General features: G+C 47.2%; 14 protein-coding genes. 2 read left to right on the forward strand and 12 right to left on the reverse strand.

The features are described 5' to 3' along the window. Positions 1-69: 69 nt before the first annotated feature. The 3 genes from DLM76_RS00305 to DLM76_RS00315 all read right to left on the reverse strand — a co-directional run bounded on the left by DLM76_RS00305 (position 70) and on the right by DLM76_RS00315 (position 7,973). Positions 70-3,081, reverse strand: a complete 3,012-nt coding sequence (locus tag DLM76_RS00305) for an Ig-like domain-containing domain (RefSeq protein WP_118956412.1) — start codon at positions 3,079-3,081, stop codon at positions 70-72. A 2-nt stretch (positions 3,082-3,083) separates the two neighbouring features. Further along, on the reverse strand, positions 3,084-6,584 hold the full coding sequence (locus DLM76_RS00310; RefSeq protein WP_118964062.1) for a hypothetical protein: 3,501 nt from the start codon (positions 6,582-6,584) through the stop codon (positions 3,084-3,086). A 282-nt stretch (positions 6,585-6,866) separates the two neighbouring features. Beyond that, the gene (locus DLM76_RS00315) at positions 6,867-7,973 is read right to left on the reverse strand and encodes a TMEM43 family protein (RefSeq protein ID WP_118964063.1); all 1,107 of its coding nucleotides are present in this window, start codon (positions 7,971-7,973) and stop codon (positions 6,867-6,869) included. A 269-nt stretch (positions 7,974-8,242) separates the two neighbouring features. On the opposite strand from DLM76_RS00315, the gene DLM76_RS00325 reads away from it, so the two are divergent. Next, a complete protein-coding gene (locus DLM76_RS00325; protein ID WP_118964519.1) occupies positions 8,243-9,865 on the forward strand; it encodes a DUF2079 domain-containing protein in 1,623 nt (540 codons plus the stop codon). A 9-nt stretch (positions 9,866-9,874) separates the two neighbouring features. Here DLM76_RS00325 and DLM76_RS00330 read toward each other — a convergent pair whose 3' ends face one another. The 8 genes from DLM76_RS00330 to DLM76_RS00365 form a co-directional block, all read right to left on the reverse strand. Beyond that, positions 9,875-10,777 (reverse strand): tetratricopeptide repeat protein, encoded by a 903-nt coding sequence (locus DLM76_RS00330; protein WP_118964064.1) that lies wholly within the window; start codon positions 10,775-10,777, stop codon positions 9,875-9,877. Between the two features lie 142 nt (positions 10,778-10,919). Beyond that, positions 10,920-12,665 (reverse strand): CocE/NonD family hydrolase, encoded by a 1,746-nt coding sequence (locus DLM76_RS00335; RefSeq protein WP_118964065.1) that lies wholly within the window; start codon positions 12,663-12,665, stop codon positions 10,920-10,922. 245 nt (positions 12,666-12,910) lie between these two features. Further along, positions 12,911-14,005: a helix-turn-helix domain-containing protein gene (locus DLM76_RS00340; protein ID WP_167450707.1), complete on the reverse strand. Its 1,095-nt coding sequence runs from the start codon at positions 14,003-14,005 to the stop codon at positions 12,911-12,913. Between the two features lie 80 nt (positions 14,006-14,085). Further along, the gene (locus DLM76_RS00345; protein ID WP_118964066.1) at positions 14,086-18,057 is read right to left on the reverse strand and encodes a PAS domain S-box protein; all 3,972 of its coding nucleotides are present in this window, start codon (positions 18,055-18,057) and stop codon (positions 14,086-14,088) included. Positions 18,058-18,171: 114 nt separating this feature from the next. Further along, on the reverse strand, positions 18,172-19,305 hold the full coding sequence (locus tag DLM76_RS00350; RefSeq protein WP_118964067.1) for an Lcl C-terminal domain-containing protein: 1,134 nt from the start codon (positions 19,303-19,305) through the stop codon (positions 18,172-18,174). A 152-nt stretch (positions 19,306-19,457) separates the two neighbouring features. Next, on the reverse strand, positions 19,458-20,873 hold the full coding sequence (gene sufB, locus DLM76_RS00355; protein WP_118956405.1) for a Fe-S cluster assembly protein SufB: 1,416 nt from the start codon (positions 20,871-20,873) through the stop codon (positions 19,458-19,460). A gap of 325 nt (positions 20,874-21,198) precedes the next feature. Beyond that, positions 21,199-21,780: a peroxiredoxin gene (locus tag DLM76_RS00360; protein ID WP_118956404.1), complete on the reverse strand. Its 582-nt coding sequence runs from the start codon at positions 21,778-21,780 to the stop codon at positions 21,199-21,201. Positions 21,781-22,052: 272 nt separating this feature from the next. After that, positions 22,053-22,574: a GNAT family N-acetyltransferase gene (locus tag DLM76_RS00365; RefSeq protein ID WP_118956403.1), complete on the reverse strand. Its 522-nt coding sequence runs from the start codon at positions 22,572-22,574 to the stop codon at positions 22,053-22,055. A 49-nt stretch (positions 22,575-22,623) separates the two neighbouring features. Here DLM76_RS00365 and DLM76_RS00370 point away from each other — a divergent pair, with 49 nt between their 5' ends. Beyond that, positions 22,624-23,049, forward strand: a complete 426-nt coding sequence (locus DLM76_RS00370) for a DUF1499 domain-containing protein (protein ID WP_118956402.1) — start codon at positions 22,624-22,626, stop codon at positions 23,047-23,049. A gap of 122 nt (positions 23,050-23,171) precedes the next feature. On the opposite strand, the gene DLM76_RS00375 is transcribed toward DLM76_RS00370, so the two are convergent. Further along, complete coding sequence (locus DLM76_RS00375) at positions 23,172-23,936, reverse strand: heparin lyase I family protein (RefSeq protein WP_158586357.1); 765 nt, start codon at positions 23,934-23,936, stop codon at positions 23,172-23,174. Positions 23,937-24,116: the final 180 nt, after the last annotated feature.

Here is a 24,116-nt window from a genome sequence, read left to right on the forward strand (position 1 = left end):
GCGACTGCTCCGCACGCTCCCCATCCTTAGCGCGGAGAAAGCTCAAACCTCCCTTCTTTGGTCGCTCGGTTATGGACAGGTAATCAACACGCCCGGATCCGCCGCGGCAGGTCCGCCCGATGTTAAACGAAGTCCTCCGAATACGTACGGATACGGTTCCGTATCCGCGATCGGCAGAGTATAGAGATAAGAATGTGTCGTTTTCGTAATGATTCCGCAAGCGGTTCCGTTGGTCGGATGCGTAAGCGCCGGCAAACTGATGCTTGCAGGAAGCGGAATCTCCTTCAAGACGTTGTTGACCAGAGGAACGATCAAGGACGGAACCAGGGGATCCACCACGGAGAGAATTCCTTTCGGATCCAGACCGAACGGATTCGGCGCCCCCGCACCGGAAGAACCTTCCAGAATATCCAACGTGTAAGACAAGGTCGAACCGTTTGAAATTTTGATCTGCAACGCGTTGAGATTCGCATACGCAGGATTTCCCGTCGGATTGGAAAAGGTTACGAAATCGAAATCCGCAAGTCCTTTCAAACTCGCTCTCGCCGTACTGATGAGATAGGTGGAGTTGTCCGCTCTCTTTCCTAAGATCGAAAGTTGGATATCGGTGAAGTTCACTTCCAATTTCGGCTTAGCGGTTCCCACCACGGGCTTCAACGTTCCGTTCGGAGCTTGAATCGGACTCACCTGAATGATGATGTCGTCCGTTCCGCTGATCGCGGGAACAACCGCTCCCGTTACGGGATCGATTCCGATCAAAGACGATCTTCCCGGAGCGAGAATGTTTACGATCGGAGAAACCTTAATCAGCGATTCCGTCAATTGAAAGAGAGGATCGCTTCCCGCATACAGCTTGATCGTATCGATGAACGCCTTATCGATGCTCAGATCCAAAGCCCGGTTCTTCCAAAGATGATACGCGGCTTGTGTGATCGAGTCGACCGTCAAAGAAAGAAGAAGACCTGGATTGGCGTTGCTGTTGGAAAATTGATAGAGATTGCTCATCGCTCCGGTCGGCTTGCTGACTACGAAACCGTTCGTAACTTGATGCGTACGAGGAGAACCGATCGGACTCGCCGCCGAGATTCCGAGATCGATGGAACCCACGATTCCCTTGTTCAATCCCGTTACGCGCACTTGAGAATCCGCACCCAACTGAATCTTGATGTTCAACGCGAAGTTAGCCAAAGGCGCCGGAAGATAAGAAGGCAGAGCGATATTGACTCCCGGATTTTTCAAGGACCCGATGATGGAGTTCAAAACGGACGGAGCCACGTCTTCGATAAAGTTACGAAGCATCGAACGTGTGATGAGAGGAGTCAAAGAAGGAACCATTCCGTTCGCCGCACCTTCCGTGGTTCCGGACAACCAGCCCGCGATTCCGCTCGTTGTAGCCTCAAGAAGAACCGAGTTCACTCTTCCGGTTCTATCCTTTACCGTAAGATTGTTCGACCAATCCGTCGTATTGAAGTTGGTCAAGTTCGTAATCGGAGTAAAAATGTTAAGCGAAGCGTCTCCGTTCGTGTCTACGGTCAGACTCGCCTTTCCGGTCGTGGAACGGTCCGCAGGCGGAGCGTCGTTGTAGTTCAGATAGGCGGTCGTCGAGAATACGAAACGGTTCCCCGCGCCGATCACCAAAAAGAGAGAACCGCGGCTTCTCGCGATCATAATCATGTCGACTGCGAGTGTTTTTCCTTTGAAGTCGAATCCCAATTCTCCCGTATTGTTCGCGACCATCGATACGCCGATGTTCTTCAACCCGGGATAACCGGCCACTCCCGTATAAACGGTGATTCCTGTGATATAAACGTCGATATCGAAATCCGTGCAGCTTGTGAAGATCACGGTCGCACAACCTTCTTCCGTAAAGCCTCCCGGATTATCCCCTGCCGGTCCGCAATAACCGTCTCCGAATCCAGTTGCGGAATCTCCGTAGTAACGGATGTAGGCGGGCATGGTAAAACTTCCGATCCCGTTGTAATCGATACAATAGCTCGATCTTCTCGTGGTCGTTTTATCGGAATCGGCAAACTGATTGAAGGTCTTTCCGTTTACCTTAAAATTTCCTGCGGAGAATCGTTCGAGAACCTTGGACAAGAAAGGCATCGCCTGCGCCTGATCGAGAATCAACGAACCGCCGTTGACGATCGGATTGTTCGGTGCGGTATTTACGTTTCCGTAATTGAACGTCGCAAATCGTTTAAACACTTTTCCGGAAGCGACGGTGATTTCGTAATAATAAACGTTCCCTCCGATAAAGGGAGGAATCGCCGAAGTCGTCAGATTGGTGGTAAGCGTAGAACTCATGTTACACGGAGAATTGCAGATGTTGATCCCAGTCGTGTTCGTATCCCCCATGTGTTTGAGTTGGATGGATTGGATCGAGTTCGCACCGACGACCGGATTGTTGAACGTGGAAGTCAACGTCAAGGTCGGGGTAGTCGCCTTGTTGAACGTGACGTCGTTCGTTCCGCCGAGAGTGTTCGTCGTATTGATCTTATTCGTCATCAAATAGTCCGGCTCCGTGGTGAAACTCTGCGAATAGTTCGTAAGATTTTGACCGTCGATCGTTTTGGACGCGCTCGTTAAACTCAGAGTATATTGTTCGTTGGTTTTAAATTCCCGATACGGATCGAAAACCAAACGCGAACTGGAAGCCCAATAAAAAACCCCGCCTTTTCCCGGACCGGGCAGGACTCCGGCGCTCGGAGATAAGGACAAATCCGCTTGAACGGTTGCCTTGTTCATAGGATGAGAAAAACGGATCTCGATACTTTTATAACGATCCACGTCCGATGTGGATGAAATAAAAAGAATCGCTTCGGGAGCCGCGGTTCCGAAGTTGGCAGGAAGACTCGCGGGAGTATCCGTCTCCGTATAAGGAGCGACCACGTTAGCCGAAACCGAAGTATCAGTCGCCACTCCGAAAAGGGATAAGACGCTGTTCAAAGGAGAATTCGCGTTTTTCTCTCCCGAACAAGCCGATACAAAACATACCACGACCGAAAGAATTCCCGAAAGGATTATACGTTTCTTTCCGTTCATCTTGATTACCCCGTTCTTCTCTGTATTTATTCTCATCACTACTGCACCGAAAACATAAAGTTCATATCGTCCCACAACGTCGACGTCGGTTGATCGTTGTTCCAATTGTCATACATGTAAAAACCGACGGGTGAGAATTTTCTTCCCGCCTGATAGATGTCCGCCATCTGACGGATCAAGGTTCCCGTCGAAAATAAAAAGGAACGGTTCGTATCTTCCTTGTTCTGGATGATGTCCGACCGTAGGAAATTTTTCACGTCCGCGAACAGATCCTTCACGGCAAAGGAAGGATTCATAAACATCTTCGCTTCCAGATAACTGAAAAAACCGCCGCTCGCAGCGAGATAATAACCCGTTCCATACAAAGGTCTTCCGTACGGAGACATCGCTTCCAGCACGGGAGGAAGACTTTGCGTGAGAATATTGGTGATCGTATACGATCTCGTATTATCTGCGTTGTAAAAAAGGGAAGAAGCCAAATTCAACAGCTGCGTAATATCGGCGCTGCTCGGAGAGATATCCAAAAGAAGATTCAGAAGAAAATCCAAACTCGCAACGACGGACCAACCGGAACTTCTGGAAAGATAATCCTTAAACAGATTCACGACGTCGTCCACTCCGCTCCACAAAGGATCGAAGATGTTCGTTCCGTTGACGGTCGGATAGTTCGCTACCTTGTCTCTCCATTCCGTGAACTTCATTTCAATGTTGAACTGAGTCGCGGTCGGACTTTCCACGGTAAGTTTGATTTCACCCATCACGAGTTTTAATCCGTTGAAGACCTTCGTCTTAACGTTTACGTTAGCCGGAAGACCGAGTTGACCTAAGAATTTCGTAAGCCCGGTAAGAAGTTGCGTTTTACCGATTAAGTTCAAAGCCCCGTCTTGAAAGCGTCTCGTGTTTTCGGAGAGAACGCTGATCAAGGTTCTATATTCCTGCGCGCCCGAACTCGTGATCGGATAGTATTCCATCACCGAAGCGACCGGATTCCGAAAACCGTCCGCCATTCCCACGATACGGACCTGCGTGAAACTCGGAGGCGCCGGGTTCGTAGGATTGGTCGCGGTCGTATCGGGACCGAAGAACACGAGAGGTCTGGAAAGAATTTCGGAAAGGTTGGTAAGAAGAGTATAAGGATTTTTGAATCCTGCGGTCTGCTGACCGGAGACTTGATCGTCCATCGCTTTTGCTAATGCGACAACGAGAGGAGTGAGGGTGTTTCTCTGACTCCAATTGCTGTTCACAAGATCCGGAATCACTTTCGTGGAAGTGGTAAAACCCAGTCGTTCCAAAACGGGAACGTTCAACGAAATCACCGGAGGAAGCATACCGTAGATCAAATCCGGATTCGGAACGATCAAGGACCAAAGCGCAGGATATACGAACGTGACTTGAAAGGCCTGTTGGCCGTCTGCTCCGAATCCCCAACCTTCGAGCAGCATCACCGAATCGCCGGGAGTGTTGGAAAGATGCGTTAGATCGGAACCGGCCGCGCTGTATGTTTTTACGTAGTTCGCATTGTCGATGGTCCAGCGTCCGTTGTCCGCCGCGCAGGAAGTAGGATTACAATTCGGTTTGAGATTGAGCATTCCCACAAGACCGTTCCCGATCGCGGTGATAAATAAAGCCTCTTCGAACGCGACGGTTGCGGCCAATTTTGCACGAACGGGAAGAACGGCAACAAACCGTTTTTCATACATGAGCCACTGGAGATTTTTGTAGAAGGCTTCTTCGTCGCTGTCCACCGCGCGTTGTGCGTCGGTTTTCGGAATTTCGGTGATGTTATAAAACGTATTCGGAACGTTCGCTCCGTTCTGATAATTTCCGCGCAATCCCACATATTTCGTGTTATTCGGAGCGGGCAGATTGAGCTGAACCTCGTAACTGTGCGTTTGCCAACTCGATTGATACAGGGTTTCGGATAAATCGTTGTTGCGAGTGATCGTTCCGTCCGGGGACAGATAATTTCCCGCGCCGTCTCTGCGGTTTTTGTTGTAATAAGGACCGTATCCGCCGTATGTCACTCGTTTGATCCAATTCAGAGCCCAAGGAAGCGTTTTATTGTAAACTCGATCGAAGTTCGCCGCGGCCGGATCGGTAACGGGAGCGGTAATTCCTCTCGCATTATTTTCCAAAAGGGAAAGAACGCGGCTGTTCAAATCGAAAGAATGAACTGCGCCGTTGCGATAAACTTTCCCGCTATTCTTACTTAAATTCGTAATATTCTTAAAATTGAATGAATCCGAAGAGCCCATCACCGACTTTAAGGAATGAATGGCGTCCCCTACGGTCAATTCTCCGCCCGTGGTTCCATTTACCCAATCGTTCCCGGTGGCCGCAGTATCCCAGGTAAAACCGTAGTTGTTGGCGATCGTTAAAACCACGAAAAGGGTTTCGAGGGCTGACATGGAACGGCTCGTTCCGTCGTAGGCGCGATCCTTACCGTCCACGTCGATTCGGATCAGTTCCTTGAGGGAATTGTCCACGTTGGAGGGCGCAACGGCAAAATCCAACAAAGCCAGATTCTCCGCCGTTTTTTGAAGAAGATTGACCGGTGTTGCGGTTAACGTTCCCGTATCCAAAAGGCTGCGGACGATCTGAAACGATTCCATTAGAAACGATTTCAGTTCTGCGGGATGCAGAGGATCGCCGTAATCCGCGTTGTGTTGCGCTCCTCCCGCCGTGAAATACTTATCCAAATTGAAAACCAATTCTTTCATCGCGGTATTCGGAGTTTTGAAATCGCTGAAACCCGCGCGCTTGAACATCATCTCGCCCAAGTCGTAGATAATGGAAATAAAACCGTCCTTAAGAGAGCGATCGGCGACCAGCGCCGGGTCAAAGAAACCGTTCAAAAGACTTTCCACGCCGGCTCTTGCGTTCGCGTTCGCGACCAAACCCTTATAACCGACGTCTTCGATCTCCACTAAAAGATCGCGCGTGCTTGTGCTTTTTAAATCGGATGCAAATTGTTGAATGGACTGAGTGACTTGGTCCTTCGTTTTGGAAAGATACTCCTGACGAATCGCGTTAGCCGAAATCGGAATCAGATTCCGCACCACCGGTTTCGGATACGCGCGGATTTTTTCAAAAAGAGGTTGAACCGCGTCGTACGCGGCGGGATTCGTAGTTTCCATCTTTTCGATCAATGAAGCTCCGTCGGAACTCAAGGTCTGAATGCTGGAACGGCTTACCAAAAGCGCGGACTGAGTGGCACGAAGGGTTCCGAGATTGTCTTCCCGGCTTGCTTTTGCCAGGTTGTCACCCAAGGCTTTGTTGAAATCAACGGGATCTAAACTGACAAAAAAGCTTTTGAGAACGGGGAATCCGTTCAAAACCGTAAATAGGGAAATTCCGTCGTACGAATTGACGTTATCAAAGAAAACCTTGGTATCGTATTTGGTGGATTGCGGTTTACATCCGAGTACAAAGAGGAGCGCAATCTGAAAAGCCATTAGAATTCTATAAAATAGAATTCGATTTTCAAAAATAGCGAGGGCAAAGTTTGACTTTCGATTGCTGTTTGTTTTCAAATTCATCCCTAAAATCCTCTTCGTCGGTTTCCCTGGAGGCATTCCCCTGTAACGTTCGTTACGGAGATTTATATATATACTAAATTCTAATTATTTTGCAAATATATGCAAATGTTTTTTTATATCAATCGTTCAAATTTTATATCGATCGCTACAATACATGATAAAAAGCTCATGTTTAATATAACGATCGTTATTTTTAAAGCAAAAAGCCTCTCAATACAAAAAGGGCCGGCCTCCCCTGGACGGAAGACCGGCCCTTCTCCGATTTAAAAATCGATGGAAAACCTATGCACCAGCGCTTTGAGGCGCGTATTTCTTCTTGTAGATCGCATATCCGATTCCTCCCAAAAGGAGAATCAACCAGATATACCAGAATTTAATCAGAAGAATGGTGATCGCCGTGATGACAAAGGCGATCACTCCTAAAACTACCTTGATCAGACCGCTGCCCAAATCCCCAAGAAACGGAATAAAGCTGAGCAGGGAAGTCAGAGGACCGGCCATCATAGTAAAACTCCCAAACATCGCGAGAAAGCCGATAAATCTTCCGACCCATTTCATCGTATTATCGTCGGACTTGATATCCGCCATCGTTTCCGCAAAACCACCCACGCTCGCATTCAAGAATTTATTTCCTTCCGAAGAAGTGAACTGACCGACTTTCGAACCCTTCACGTCTCCGATAAACGTCATATCGCCTTCCGGAATCGGAGTTACGGAAACCTTCACTCGTTCGCAGCCTTCCTTTTCGGATTCCGCACAAGACTTGGAGCTATGGAGATAACCGTCCGCATAAACGAAACCGTTGGAAATGATTTCGTCTTCGTTCGCGTCTCTCGAAGAAACCTGCGAAGTGAAATCAACGTCGCTTAAATTCACCGCGTAATTCTTACCGTCCGCAGTGATCGTTCCACCGTTCGCGGAATCTTCCTGATCTTTTACGGATTTTCTATGATAGGCTTTCGCGCGACAACCGGAGAGTTTAAAGCTGGAAGGATTTTCCGGAGAAGAGGTCCATTCCAAAACGCAGTTTCTCACTTCTTTCTTATTGCTTCCCGAACCTTCGGTCTTTACTTCTTCGTCCCACGCATACACTTCGGAACTCACCGCATACGAAATATACGGACCCGATTTTACGAATTCTCCGCCGAGCGAGTTCGCCTTTAAGGTTCCAGTCACGTAAGAAGGCTGACCTTCTTTTGCTTGGCCCGCCGGAACCGCGTTCTTCAATGCGGCGCTCGCCTGCTCGCAGGTTTCCACGTTGTAAATAATGATAAACGACACCGGTAACAAGACGATTCCTGTAAGAATACTCTTAAACGAGTTTCCCATTTGAGATAGGAAACCTACACTCTCCGTTGAGGACATTCCGTCCGGGCTTTCAAACGCCATTGTTTTTCTCCTTTCGTTGTTGGTGAGAATTTGCAGCCTCGCTTCTTTTTAATGCACGAATCCGATCTATGAGCGCGGCTGTAAGCTGTGAGAGTTTCCGGGAAATCCAAGGATTGTAAATAATTTTTTATCTAAATTCGATTCGGAAAGAGGAAGAATTTCGAACTACCGTGCGAGAGAAAATAAGTCGAACTTTTCCGCAGTTCGTTCCAAAATCCTTTTTTTCGGAAGAATTTAAAAAGAAGAAATAGGATTTGGATAAAACGAAGATGTCTGTGTCAGTTTCATTCCTTCCCTTTTTTCTTTTATATCTCCCGATTCAGATCTTGTTCGGAAGCAAAGGACTCGGCGGATTTGCACTCGCAGGAATTTTGATTCTTTGCGTTTTTTTGCATGGGGCGGACCGGAAATACGGACATTCTTTCTTTCGTTCCTTAAAAGTTTCACCGGTTGTCTTGATCTCGTATTGGTCCGTCTTCGTTTTCGCGGAAGGAATTGTTTACACGCAAAGGGCCGCCGACTCGTTTCTGTTAGGCGACTTGGACTACACGGCTCAGTTTAGAATGATTCTTCCGGGAATCGACAAATCGTTTTTTCAAACGCAATACTATGGAACCGAAGAGAATGCGAATTTTCTTTCGCATCACATGTCTCCCGGAATTATTCTCTTAACGCCGTTTGCGATGTCGTTCGGCTCCCCTCTCGGTTTAGGAATCGGAGTTTTCTTTTTTATCGCGATTTCGATTCCTCTTTTGTATTTCTATCTCCTCGCCTCTTCCGTCTCGAAAGAAATTTCCCTTTGCGCTTCTTTGCTTTGGGCCGGTTCTTCCGGTTTGTATCGGCTCGGACATTCCCTTCACTTTGAAGCCTTGGTTCCGTTCGCGATCCTATTCGTTTTAATCGGCGTTCAAAAAGAAAAACATTGGATGACCGTTCTCGGACTCGTTTTCTTTTTAGGAATTAAAGAAGATCTCTCTTTCTACTTGGCGGCGCTTTCGATCGGACTTCTGCTCGCCGATCCGCGAAGAAGAAAAGAATGGATTTTCGTTTTGAGCGTCTGTCTTGTTTATTCTTTTCTCATCCATCCGTATTTAAGCGGATTTGCGGGAAGTTCCGCGCAAAGAAACTGGAAAGAGTATTGGGGAGAAGGGAGCAAGAATCCGTTTTCGGCCGCGCTTTCGTATATTCAAAAACCGGAAGGTATTCTTTCGTATTGGAAAGGAGTTCGAGATCTCAGCTTGGAATGGGGATTTTGGAATTGGACGGGAGGCTGGCTGCTGATTCCGTTTTTCGGTTTGTATTCCGCGTTTCGACTTTCGGTGCATCCGTGGGTTCGGGATCTCTACAGCTATTACGTATATCCCCTGATTCCATTTTTGATTCTTTTTTTAAGAACCGGTTCCGCTTGGATTCAAAATGCCGCAAACGATTTCGAACCTTCGCGAGAATCCGAAACTTCTTTCATTCATCGTTTCGAATTTTTAAAACGAATTCCGAAAGAACGGAAAATTTTCGTTCTTCTTCTTTTAACGTTCGCGTTCAGCGTTTACAGAAACTCGAAGGAAAACGAATATCCGATTCCATTACGACCGCAAACGACCAAAACGCAAGAACTCAAAGAAGTTTTAAAATCGATTCCCGCGGGAAGTTCCGTATCTGCCGGGTTTCATCTTTCGCCGTTCGTTTCGCTGCGCAATCCGGTGTATCCGATCCGGGAAAACAGGGAATGGAAAGAATGGATCGTGTTCGACCAACGATACAATTCTCCGTATCTTTCCTCGGAATTGATTTTGCAAAGAATTCGGAAAGACGTTCAAAACGGAACGATCGAGCCCGTTCTAACTTCGGAAAATTTCGTTTTGTATAAGCGAAGTGCCAATCCGAAACGTTAAAAACGCTTCCTACTTACAATATTCTTTCAAGCGTTTGCCGGAGTCTTGGTATCCTAGATCCAAAGACTTTCGAAAGTCCTTACAAGCAAGCGATGTCTTTTTTAAAAAGACATAGGCAAGACCGCGGTTGTGATACGCGACTTCGTCGTTCGGATTGAACGACAAGGTCTTCGAATAACTCGCTACGGATTCCGCATATTTCCCAAGAGCGTATTGCGCGTAACCGAGTTCGAAAAGAGCGTATGCGTTCTTCTTATCCAAGTTCACCGCTTTCCGCGCCGACTCCAAACCCGCCGTATAATCCTCGTCCTTGTTTTCGCAGCGCGCCTTATGTCCGTAGAGTTCCGAGTTTTTGTTTTCACCGAGATCGATCGCCTTTTGAAAATCTTCGATCGCCTGCATACAATCGTCGATCATCTCGTTTCCGTATCCTTTGTAAAGATAGGCCGCCGTTTTGTTCGGATCGATCTCTACCGCCTTATCGAAATCCTTTACCGCATCTTCGTATTGTTTCATCGTATAAAGCGCAAGACCTCGGTTGTAATAACCGGAAGCGTCTCCCGGAACCAATTCCAGATATTTGGAATATTCTTCGACCGCCTGTTTATACTCCCCTCGTTCGTTGGCTTGATACGCTCGATTAAAAACCTCGTTCGGGTCTTCCCCGGTTGCGGCGCCGGAAGAAGAACCTGCATTCGTATCGGAAGAATCGGAGGAACTGGAAGAAGCCATGCTCGTTTTGATTTCGTGAATCGCGGCGAGAATTCCGCTGAGAGCGGTTTCGATCCAAGGAGGTTGTGCGACAGCGGCGGGATCGTTCGGATTCGCATCCTTTGAACCGGGTAACACGATGCTGAGAAGAAGAATGATAATTCCGAGGATTAAAAACCAACCGAGTATTCTATTTGCCATCAGGTAATAGAATCCAAATTCCTCGAGAATTCAACTTTTTATTGAACAAAAAATTTCCGAAAACGACTCGAATTTTCCGTTTTTTCCGACTTGAAAAAGACGAGCCGAATCGATCGACTCGTCCGAAAATTTCATACCGATTCTACTCGGATTGAATCGCAAGAGTGGATTGTTTGTTCGGATTGTGTTTCACGTCGAGTCCGTATACGAGCATGGTCGGTACTGCGTATTGAGGATCGAACGTGTCGATAGCGATCGCGATTTTATTCCCCGCGGGAACGTCGTAAGCGACCGCGTTCAAGTCGATCGTAAGATCCACGGTTTCAAACGCGGACTCGTAGATGGAAGCGGTTCCGTGCGTAATGAGCTTACCGACTCCGTTCTTTGCAACATCGTAAAAGTAAACGTTCACATTCGCTTTTCCTAATGAAGAAGAAACCTGCCCTTTCCAGAAAATTTTTCCCCTGATCTTCAAGGCCGCGCCGAGAGAATCGGATTCATACACGATTCCGTTGATTCTGCTGAGCCAATCCAAAGACGCGGTCACAGGAACTTCCAGATGGGAAGCGAGAATATCCGAAAGCAAAGGAACGCCGGTCGTAGCGATCGTATCCGCTCCGGAAAGAATGCTCGTGTTCGCATTGTTCGTGTTTTGCGTCGAAGAGATTTTTCCGTCCGTAAAAAGGGTTCTCGGTTTCAGATAATACTTCTTTTCGGAAACGGTGGGAGAAGGCCAGGAAGGAAGAGTGACCCTATCTCCGTTAAAACGTTTTTGAAACGTGACCTGAGGTTTGGACATGATTCCGTTGTTGATTCCTTTCAACCAATAATCGAACCAATCGTATGCGTTCGTCCAAATCGGATTTGCAAGGCCGATCACTCCTCCGATCTCCGCGGTTGCGTGAATTCCTTCGTTCAGATCCAGTTTTTTAGGAACGGTCAAAGATGCGAAGTAATCCAACATCTGATTCGGATGAAACAAGAAATCTTCGAAGTTGCTCGATATATAAACCGGTTTTCCGGAAGCGTTGAGTTGAGAAACAAGACTCGCCGGCGAACGTTCCGCGGCCCAAGCGGTAACACTTTCGATGTCGTTGTGCGAAAGAAGTTTACCGAAATTCTCCGCGATGACCGGATCCATTTTCCCCGTAAAATAACCCGCGCCGATCAGGATCAAACCCCAGACCAGACGAGGAGTGTCGTTTCCGTATAAGGAACGTTTGAGATCTCCCCAGCCGCTCATCGCAACCGCGGTTTTAATTCTCGGTTCGAAGCTCACTCCGATCAAAGAGATTCCGGCTCCATAAGAAATTCCTGATATACCGATATTCGCAGAATCGGCTTGCGTGTTTGCAAGAAGCCAATCGACTACGGCGGTTAAGTCCGCGCGATCCTTGAGTCCGGCGGTATTGATGAGTCCGCCCGAAATTCCGAAACCTCTCGTGCTGTAACTCAGTACGATATACCCTTTTTTAGCGAGTTTGGCTGCGGGAACCAAATACTCGTATTCGTTCAAAGCCCAGCTGTTCACAAAGATCACGGCGGGAGCTTTTTGACCGGCGATCAAATTCTTAGGCTGAAACAAATTTGCGGCGAGGGAAGTTCCGTCCGTGGAACGGATCTGGATCGAATCGTTCCAGGTAAAACTGCCGTCATTCTCCGTTTGAAACGCGGTGTTGATTTGCGCCGAGGTGATCCCTTGTTGAAACGTGCTCCCAGAGTTCGTATTCAAGATCGATTCGGATGCGCCGGGCAGGAACGCAGCGAGCGCCGCGAGATTCTGTTTGGAAGAATTCCCCTGCCCGTCTCCGCAATGCAAGAAGGTTAAAAACAGAAATGCGGTGGTCCCTGCTTTTAACATATCAATCGTTTTAAATCCAATTCTCATTTTTTTTTCTCCTAAAACTTTTAGCGTAATGCCGTTCGTTTCACTTACGGAGAAGGAGTTTAATCGCGAGAAGATTCGAATTCGCCTAAGATTCGAACTTCGGTCGAAAAAAAGGTCTTAAATCCGAATTCTAAACGAAATTGTTCCTGTTGGTTCGATGAATCGAGGAGTTCCAACAAAAAAGATAAGAAGCAAGCGAGACCGATTCAAAATAAAAGTTCGTTTATTTTGAAAGACGAAAACGTTTATCCGTCTCGGCGCGCAGTTCTCGACTGTCTCAGATATTCGCGGGGAGACGTTCCGAAAACGGATTTAAACGCAAGATTGAACGTGGCCTTTGAATTAAAACCGGAACGATACGCGACGGAAAGAATGTTCGCGCCTTCTTCCGTTTTTAATAGTTTGGCCGCTTCTTGAACGCGGTACGCGTTGATGAACTTGGAAAAGTTCATTCCTTTTCTTGAATTTAGATATTCCGTAAGTTGATAGGACTTCAGATCCAACTTCTCCGCAAGAGTGGAAAGATCCAAATCCTCCTGCAGATAGAGTTTTTCTTTTTCCATCAGAGATTCCAAACGGGTTTCCAACTCGGACAGGTTTACGCTTTCCAACCGGGAATTCTGATACGCTTCTTTTACCGCGGGTCCGATTTCGCCCAAAAGTTTCGGAGTTCTTTGATGGGAAAGATAGGCGGCGACGGAATAGATCGTGGTGGCGACAACGGAAGCATACAATAATTCTAATTCTCTTAACAAATACGCGGAAACCAAAAGAAGAGTAACGCTTGCACCTCCGCATAAAATCATGAGAAGAAAACGTCCGCCCGGTTCTTTTTTCAATTGGCTGATCGTAAACAAAGAACGGGTTTCCCAAAAGATAAACGCATAATATGCAAGATTGATGATAAATCCAGCGAGAAACAATAGATCCCAGACGCTCGTCGTCGATTTCCGAAAGTAATCTTCGGGACGATGCGGAAACCATTCCGGCATCGCGAACGAACAAATCGGAATCAGCAACGTTAAGAATATGCCGGGCAGATACAACCATCGATCGGAACGCCAAACGTAAGAATCCTTTACGTTCGCCGAAAACAAACTGTACATGCCCGCACCCAAATACCAGGAACAGGGAATATACATATAATTGAAACAACGCGTCTCGAACCGGACGTCCTTCAGGATGAAATAAACGTATAAGAATAGAATCGAACCGCAGAGGTTTAAAAGAAAGACGAGACGGTTCTGAATCCCGAACGGATTTCGAAGCAACGCCCCCGTGCCGATCAACAACCCGAATACCGTTCCGAAAAATACCGTTTCCGTAAGAATGGAAGACACGAGTTCAGATGGAACTCGACCTCGGATTCTCAGTCCAGAATTTTTTTACCAATGGATCGAAAACGAATATGAACGTCGGTTTATTTTTTGGGAAGAATCACGTGAAAGATCGTTCTACCCGGTTCCGATTCGAGTTCGATTCTTCCGTCGTGTTTTTTTACGATCCTTCTGGAAATGTCCAAACCTAAGCCGCTTCCTTCTCCCGGTCCTTTGGTCGTAAAAAACGGATCGAATATTTTCTCCCGAACGTCGCGCGGAATCCCGGGTCCGTTGTCCTGAATGGAAACTTTGACATCGTCCTTTCGATCTTCGATGGAGATTTTGATCTTTCCTTTGAACCGCATCGCCTGCAGCGCGTTGTAGATAAGATTGGTCCAAACCTGCACGAGATCGTCCGGATAGGCTTCGATCGTTGGTCTGGTCGGAAAGTCCAATTCCACATCCACGCCGCTTTTGATTTTATTGTGATAGATCGTTAGAACGGTTTCGATGTTCTCCGCAAGATTGGTGAGAACCTTTCCTCTGCTTTCTTCCGTGTCGATATGCGCGTAGTTTTTGAGAGCATATACGATCTTGGAAGTACGGTCCACAGCCAATCGGATCGATAGGATATTTCGATACGTATGAATTTCTTCTAATGCGAATTTGATCAACGGATAACGCGCCGGATCGGAAAACAATGCCGAGAATTCTTCCAGAGCAAGAGGAAGCCCGTTGTCCAAAAGACGATCCGCAATATCGTGCGGATTCTCGAATCCCAATTCGGTTAACTTCGATTTGATGGAAGCCATCGCGGCTTTTTTGTTTTCTCGCGAAAGCATCGCTTCCTTGCTTTCGATCCCTCTGCGGATCAGTTCCGAAAGATCGTGAATGAATTCCGAACTCACCTTAACGAACTCGGGACTCAACGTTTCCATTCGATCCGCGGAAGAATTCAAATACGCGCGGAGTTCTCCGCTGAGAGCCGCGATTGCGCCTAACGGATTGTTGATCTCGTGCGCGATCCCCGCGACGAGTTGTCCGAGTGCGGCCATTTTTTCGGAAAGGATCAGTTGTTCCTGCGTCTTTTGGAGATTCTCCAGAGCCTTTGCCAATTCGGAAGTTCTCACCTTAACGGCCTTTTCCAATTCTTCCTTGGCTTCCTTTCTTTCCGCGTTTAATAAAAGCTGGGTGACTTGTTCGGCGACCGTGACCACGAATTGTTTTTCGTATCCTTTCCATCTTCGCTGCTCTCCGCGGTGTTCGAGACAAACGACCCCTTTGATTTTTCCTCTAAGAAAAAAGGGAGCATCGAGAAGGGAACTGATCCCGTTCGGTTTGCTATACGTTTCCGCGAGTTCGGAAGTTCGCGGATCTTGAATCACATCGGACGCGTCGACGAAACGATCGCTTCGAATCGCCTCGAAATAAGTCGGATACTCGGACATGTCCAATTCAATCCGAGGCATATAGGCCTGATCTTTACGATCCCAACCCGCAAACATCGTCCATAGATTCGGATTTTCTTTCGGAAAGATCCAAATCGAAACGCGGTCGCAATCCGCGACCTCCGATACCATAAGAACGATCTTTTTCGTCCCCGCTTCCAGATTTCCGGACGCGAATTCCGAATCGGTCGCAATCTCCATCAGCGCCTGCGCGTGTAAGGCGATTCTTCTTGTTTGTTCTTCCCGTTCTCTGGAGGCGGCCTTTTGTTGCGTAATATCTCTTGTGATCGCGATCGCGATCGGTTCTTCGCCGATTTTGATTCGTCTTGCGGAGAACAGTGTGTCGACGATTTCTCCGCTTTTCTTCTTAAATTGAACCTCGTAGTCTCGGATGATTCCTTCGTCTCTGAGAATCGAGACGACCTTATCCCTTTCCCGAGGATCGTTCCAGATGCCTATGTCGATCGGAATCTTGTCGATCACTTCCTCTTTGGTATATTTGAGCATCTCGGAGAAGTGTTCGTTGACTTGAACGTAGCTTCCGTTGGAAAGATTGTTGATCGTGATCGTATCGGGATTCATCTCGAAGATCATTTCGAACAGATCCTTGCTTTCCTGCATCTTTGCGAAATATTCGTTTCGCTCGAGTTCCATCGCCTTTTTATCCGTTACGTCGATGAGAAGCGCGAGCAACATCGGTTTTCCGTCCAACTGAAAAACCCGATTCCCCGATAATACGTGCTTCACAGTTCCGTCCGAGGTTTGAATCGTGGCCTCGAGACTCGCGGTCCAACCCTTCTCCTCCAATTCTTTTTTGAGTTTCGCACGATCGATCGGAGTTCTCCAGATTCCGAGTTCCATCGAAGACTTTCCGATGATCTGCTCTCTCGTATAACCGATCAGATCGCAATAGGATTGATTGATTTGTCGATAGATTCCCGTTTCCAATTCGGAAAGGGAAACGGCGGCGGGCGTAAGCTGAAAGAGTTTTTCAAAAAGGTCCTTGCTCAGACGAAGTTCTTCGTCCAATCTTCTGCGGTCTTCCTCGGACTTTTTCTTTTCCTCTATATCGGTCGCAAGAGAGATAACCTGTTTTCTTCCGTTGATTTCTATGATTCTCGCCGAATAAAGAATCGGAACGACTTCCCCGTCCGAAGCCTGATAAACGGATTCGAGATTTTTCACTTCTCCCGTTTTGGAAAGAGCTTCGTAGACTTCAGCTCTGAAATTTCCGGACTTATCCCAGATATGAATTTCCGGCGTCGTCTTACCGATCACTTCTTCCCGGGTGCGTTTTGCCATTTCGAGAAATCGTTCGTTTACGTCGACGATCGTCTTTTCCTCCCAGTCGGTGACGACTAACGCGGAAGGAACGAGTTGAAATAACTTTTGAAAAAGGCTTTTGCTCTTTTCGAGTTCCTGCGCGAGATTTTTCAGATTGGAAGCCGACTCCCTGAGATCGGAAATATCGTGACCGATGGAAAGTATTTTTTTCTCTCCGAAGGATTCGATCATTCTCGCGGAAAATAAGATCGTCTTAATCATACCGTTGAAAGTTTTCAGCTTAACTTCAAGGTTTTGTACGATTCCTTTCTCCCTCAAATTTTGAAAAATCAAAGCTCTGTCTTCGAGGTTGTAGTAAAACCCGAGATCGAGCGGTGTTTTGTTCAATACTTCTTCTTTCGTTTTGCCTAAGTATTCCAAAAACCTTTCGTTTACTTCTAAATACGTACCGTCGTCTTTCGATAACGTGATCGCGGATGGATTCATCCGAAAGATCTGACTGAGGATCTCTTCCTTTTCCCGGACCTCGTCCAAGAGTTTTTGTTTTTCCCGTTCTTCCTTGATCCGATCCGTCATCGGAACGGTGATGCTTAAAAGAGCGGTCCTTCCTTTGTATTCGATCGGCTGCGCGGAAAAGAGCGCCCAAAATTCTTTTCCTTTCGTGGTTCGAAACGGAATCTCGACGCTGTCCACGAAGCCGTCCCGTTTCATGATCGAAACGATCGTTTCGCGAACCTGCGGCGAAAACCAAACGCCGAGTTCCAAGGTGGTCTTGCCTACGAGCTGATCGTAGTCGTATTCGATCTGTTCGCCGAACTTGCGGTTTACTTCCAGAAGTTTTCCCGATCCGATTTCGGAGATCGCCATCGGAAACGGATTGAGCACGAAGATTCTCCGTAGAGCTTCCCATCCTTCCTTGATTTCATCGTATAATTTTTCGCGGACTTCTTCGTTTCGTTTTTGTTCGGAGATGTCGCGGATGATTCCCCAAATCGCCACCGGCTTTTTGGAATCGTCCTGAAGCACGTACGTCTTAACGCAGATCGGAACCGAACTCCCGTTCTTACGAACGTATTCTTTTTCGAATTCCTGAGAATAACCGGAAGAAAGGAGATTCTCTTCGAAGTCTTTTTGTTCTACCGAATTCCAGTGAGAAGGAGTTAAGGACCAAAAGCTCTTCCCCCTCAGATCTTCCAGAGAATAACCCGTAAGAGTTTGAAAGGCGGGATTCGCTTCTAAAAAATTTCCTTCGAGATTTGCGATCGCGATTCCGTCCCGACTGGTTTCGAATATCTGCCGAAAGAATTCGGAATTAAGCAAATTTGAATCTAAGGTTTTCATGGGTCGGGCGACGGTTCCGCTTCTATTTAAAAGACGTTTAAATATTAAAGAGAACTCGAAAAAGGAAAAATCATTTTACACGGGATTTTCGATTTTTTCGCGATTCAGTTCCGATTATGGAGCGGTAACGCAGCGAAGATACCAGTTCGAACTTTTTCCGTTCCCGCCCATGAGTCCGCTCGTAAAGAAAACGGCAAATCCGTAGGTCAGGTTGTTCCTGGCCGTGGACGAACTCCAATAGTATTGGGAAACGGTTCCCGGAAAATAGGTCGCATTGATCGCGGGACTTACGCCGGTATAATCTACGATGCTGAGAAGTTCGTTGATGTTCGGGAGTCTCCAACTTTTACCCGCGAGAGAAAGAGAAGAACAATAACTGAGAGCGCCTTGCCATGTGTTCGTTCCGCCCGAACCCGCACCGCCCTGCCAAAGCAAACCGGTTCGATTGTCCGTAACGGTTCCGTCACCGTTATTCGTATAAGAAGGCGCAGAGAGAGAAGTTCCCGAAACGCAACGAACTCCGTACGGGCTGGTTCCGTAGTTCAATTGATCGTAAAAACCCGCGTTGATTTGAATGTGCCAACCCGTTGTGGAGGGGCTTCCCGAATACGGAGTATCGGAAATAAAATTCACGCTCGGGTTTCCCGGAAACGCGGAAGAATCCACGGCCGTATTGCTTTCGATATTCGCGAATCGTTCGAGTTCGAAAATCGAAGGCATTCTCCAAGTCGTGATTCCCGCGTACCCCGCACCCGAGTTCTGCGCGTTCAACGCGGCGCAATAAGTCGGCGCGCTTGCGTACGTAGTCGCGGTCGCGGTTCCGGTCGAGCAAGTAGGTCCGCTCAAACCTTCGGCACAGGTTTTCCAAATAAGCCCGCGGACCGCATCCAAGGTCGTATAATCGTTCGTATAAACCGAATGCGCCGTGGGACCGATATAACTTCTGTTAGACGGAAGATCCAGAAAATCCCCGTCCTGACGCGGATAGGTTCCGTTACCGCAGGAGATGTTGGTGGTTGCATCGTAACAGAGCGTTTGTCCCGTATCGGAAATCTTATCCGGAAAAATGGACGGTAAAATCGGGGGAAGTCCGCAGGAAGAATTTTGCCCGAGCGCGCAACGAAGAATCACGCTGTCCCACCAAGCCTTGGAATACGGGATTTCGGGATTGTATGGTTCCTTTCCGGGATCACAGGCAATCAAAAACAAAAAGACGAATAGAAAAAATCCCCGGGACATATCTTTCATTGTAACAAACCGAAAAAACGTTTAGTCAACATCTTTTTGATAAGACGAAATATTAATCCGACATGGATCGTTTTATAAATCGTCAGGATCGATTTTTTTCGCGATCGAATTTTTAAAAGAAGTTCAAAAACGGAAAGGCGACTTGTTGAGGATCAGCTTACGACGGAGCCGTTGTTTTCCTGAATGACGTGACCGTCTTCTAAGATCATTCGGATCAAACGCGTCATCTCGACTGAGTATTCCACGTTGAGATGTTTGGTCACACCCTCGCAGAATCCGTTGATGATGAGAAGTTTCGCGTCGTCTTCGGACAATCCCCTCGATTGAAGATAAAACAGCTGATCTTCGTCGATCCGCGAAACAGTCGCTTCGTAGTTGAGCGTTCCGTTTTGACCGGAAACGTCGTTGTACGGATACGCGTGCGATTGGGAACGATTGTCCATCATCAAACCGTCGCACTTAACGTGAGAGTAAGAATTCTCCGATCCTGCGGTGAACTTAACAAGACCTCGGTAGGAGTTGATTCCTCCGTCGAGAGAAACACCTTTTGCTAATATATTGCTTCGAGTATTTTTACCGACATGAATGATTCTCGCGCCGGTATCCTGGATCTGTCCTCCGCCCGCAAACGCAAGAGAAAGAATATCTCCCGTGGAATGATCGCCTTGCAGAACGATTCCCGGATATTTGACGGTGTTCGCTCCGATGTTCACGTCCGTCCAAGTGATATGCCCTCTTTCGTGGCATAACCCGCGTTTGACGGTCCAGTTGTACATGTTCTTCTTCCAGTTCTGGATCGTAGTATAAAAGATCTTCGCGTTTTTGTGTGCGATGAGTTCTACGACCGCGGTGTGAAAGTTCGTGCCCTTGTCTTGAACGGAGGAACAACCTTCGGAGTATTCGATCTCCGCTCCTTCATCAGCAATCAATAATGTTCTTTCATACTGACCGGACGAAGCGGCGGTGACTTTGAAGTAAGCCTGAAGAGGCATCGGAGTTTTCACTCCCTTGGGAACGAACGCGAACGAACCTCCCGAAAAAACGCAGCTGTTCAAAGCGGAGAATTTGTTGTCTCCGACGCTCACGACCGTGCCGAGATATTTGCGTACGATGTCCGGATATTCTCGGATCGCCGTGTCGATGTCGCAGAAAAGAATTCCGAGTTCGGTTAATTCTTTTTTTACGTTTGCATAAACGGTTTCGGAATCGTTCATCGCTTCGATTCCGGCGAGATATTTGCGTTCGTGTTCCGGGATTCCGAGTCGTTCGAAGGATTTTAAAACTTCGGGATCGACCTCGTCCCAGGATTTTTTCTTTTGCTGATTGGAGCCGATGTAGTGCGTGTAAGAATCGATGTCCACGTTGAAGTTGGGAAAGAATCCCCAAGTCGGCATGGGCTTTTGTTCGTAGATTTCAAAGGCTTTGAGACGGAATTCAGTGAGCCAGCCGGGCTCGTTCTTAATATGAGAAATGGATTCAACGACCTTGCGTGTGAGGCCTTTCGGAAAATTATCCGGACGATAATAGCGATCTTCGGGAAGAATTTCTTTTTCCAGAACTTGTTCCATTTTCATCTCCTAAGTCGCGACCCATAGGGAGCGACTTGCTGAGTTTATCGCGACCCATAGGGAGCGACTTGCTGAGTTTATCGCGACCCATAGGGAGCGACTTGCTGAGTTTATCGCGACCTAAAGCCCTGTTCTAAAAGATTAGACTGAGATTGCGACTCATAAGAACAATCCGCTGCCTAATTGCAACCCCTTGGAGGCAAATCCATCGCATTTTCGCGATCGGGAAGCAGAACAACAATATCAGAACTATCTTACGAAATTCAGCGCTTCTGAAAACCAGAATCCGCAGGCGAGCGCCTGCGGACAGAAAAAAACCGTGAACTTAGTTCACAGCGGAGAAATAGTCTTTGGACTTTTGAGGGTCCGCAACCATCGTTTTCTTTCCTTCATCCCAGTTCGCAGGGCAAACTTCGCCGTGTTTTTCCACGAATTGGAACGCTTTGATCAGACGAATCGCTTCGTCAATATTACGTCCCACAGGAAGATCGTTGATGGTAGCTTGACGGATCACTCCCGCCGGATCGATGATGAACGTTCCTCTCAGAGCCACGCCACCGTCCGTAAGAACGTTGTAGTCTCTGGAGATGGACTTCGTAAGATCCGCGATCAGAGGATACTTAATGTCTCCGATTCCGCCTTCTTTTTTCGGAGTATTTTTCCATGCCAAGTGAGTGAACGCGGAATCCACGGAAACGCCGAGAACTTCCGCTCCGAGTTTTTTGAATTCTGCGAGCTTGTTATCGTATTCGATGATCTCAGTCGGGCAAACAAAGGTGAAGTCGAGCGGATAGAAGAATAGAACCACCCATTTTCCTTTGTAGTCGGAAAGTTTAACTTCCTTAATTTCTTTTCCAAGAACAGCTTCCGCTTTGAAATCCGGCGCGAGGGATGTAACCTGAGGCATTTTGTTTCTCCTTTTGAATTTTGATTTTGAAACTTAGACCCTTCCATAGTATCGCCTCCACCCCCGGAAGCAAATATTTTTTAGAATGATTCTAATTTTTTTTCAATTCTAAAAAATGGACGGAACTCCGGACCGACAGAGGAGAATCCGACGATCCTCCTGTTACAATGTATGAGTTCCCACAACCTGCGGAAATATCTTGAATTGTTCCGGAGAAGCGTTCGGCCGAAGTCATACGGAGTTCCGTCCGGAGTGTGGGAACTACCACAAATTTAGGAAACCTGTAAGGCTTCCCATTCCGGCCGAAGAATACTCATCTCGTAACCGGACCAAAATCCGTCCCCGAACCGAACGGTGTCCCGGTTTAAACCTTCGATCTGAAATCCGACATTCTGATAACAGGCGATCGCGGCTTTGTTAAAATCATACACGTTCAGAGCGACCCGGTGTAATCCGAGATCCACAAAACAAATCCGCAAAAGAAGTTTTACCAATTCTCGGCCCATCCCTTTTCCGCGAAACTCGGGTTTGCCGATCAAAAGCCGCGAAAGACGAGCGGACCCGTGTTCCATGTTGATCGAAGCGAGTTCGCAATAGCCGATCCTTTCGTTCGAACTCGTTTCAATGATGCGAAATGCCTTGCGATCGACGGCGCGGAGATTCTCCAGAAGCTGATCTTCGGTTAAAGGAAAACGAAATACAGGACCGGAAAATTGCAACAGCAGCTCTTGAGTATCGACCCAGGAAATCAACAGAGGAATATCATTGGTTTCAAACGGTTCCAATCGTATCATGACATACGGAAGAAACCTCGAAAAGGAATTTTAGAAAAGTCTAATTTTTATGGAAACGGCGCTTTTGATTCTTCTTTGCTGCACGACCTTGATCGGACCCAGAACCGGAGTCTACGACAAGGAACTCAACTATTGTTCTCCGAGACCGAACTGCGTTTCGAGTCAAAGTTCTTCGTTTAACTTCATCCATCACATCGAACCCTTCCGCTACAAAGAGGAAAAGGAAGAAGCCTTTCAAAAACTCAAAGAAAAACTCGAACAGGCGGACCGCGTAAGCGTTTTGGAAGTCGACGGTTATTATATTAAAACCCGCTTTTATACCAGGGTCTTTCATTTTCCGGACACGGTGGAATTCTTATTTGATGAGAATGACAAGATCGTTCAGATCCGCTCGGAATCCATTCTAGGTTTGTTCGATTTTCTTGCGAACCGGAGAAGGATGAACAATCTCCGCGAAGAACTCGGCTGGGAATAAAAAATACGAAGTCGCTTAACAAAAAGTAAATCGTTACTTATGAAGAACCGTCGCTTGCGCGAAATTCGAATAGATTTCCGTCGCTGATTCCTTTTTTACAATCTTTCGTCGATCTCTCGATCTTACGGACTCGCGTCCACTTCTTCGATTTTCAGATCGTCGTTATAAACCGTTCCGCTCGAAACGCTGGGCGGCGCGTATAAACCGAAATGCATTTGCGCGATCGTATTCTTTCTGCAATACACTTTCGCTTCCGAAACGAGGGTTCCGTTCTGCCAAACTTTGACGTTTCCTTCCGGATTGGAAAAGTCCAAATAGACTTTCAGCTCCACCCATTGAGACTTCGGAAACGACAACGAACTTGTCTGATAGGAAGTTTGTTTCTGCCCCATCCAGGGAACGTGCATCAGATGAACAAACCCTTCGTTGTTTAAATTTACTAGAACGGGGCTGTTCCAATTATCGGAAGAATCATCCGCGATCGTCGCAAAGCTGAACCACTCGTTTTCCGGCTGCATCGTCCTCAAATTCATATCCAGCCAAACGTTCATCGTGATCAAAACCGGAGTCACGAAACTTCCACCGCTCGTCTTATGCAGCTGTATCGTCGGATAACCTCGGTGATTGTTGTTCACGAAAAGACTGCTCGCAACATACGAAGAATACACCCAACCCTTGTGCGACTTTGCTCCGGTCTTTACTTGTTCGGCGGAAAGATCGTGAGAACAGGAATTGTGATAGTTCTGCGGAACGATATAGAAGTTCGAAAAATCGGAAACGGATTCAAAGGAAGTGAAGAAGGTTCTCTTCGCTTGCGTTCGCGTCGCATTGGCGGCGGAAGAACACTGCGCTTGATTGTAGGCTCCGAGCAGGAGCAAGGCTTGCATTTGACTTTCATCCGAATCTCGGCGACAAGCGATCGCCAGAAATGAAAAAGCCAAAAGACTCACAAAAAGTCTTTCGGCTTTGGTTTTTTTTCGGAAAGTCTCTTTATCAATTTCTTTCCAAACAGGCTTCATGTTCTAACTCAACAATTCGACCGAATCGTTTTTTTCAGTTTCGGAATA

The sequence above is a fragment of the Leptospira yasudae genome (assembly GCF_003545925.1).
In the GTDB taxonomy this organism is placed as follows: Bacteria; Spirochaetota; Leptospiria; order Leptospirales; family Leptospiraceae; genus Leptospira; species Leptospira yasudae.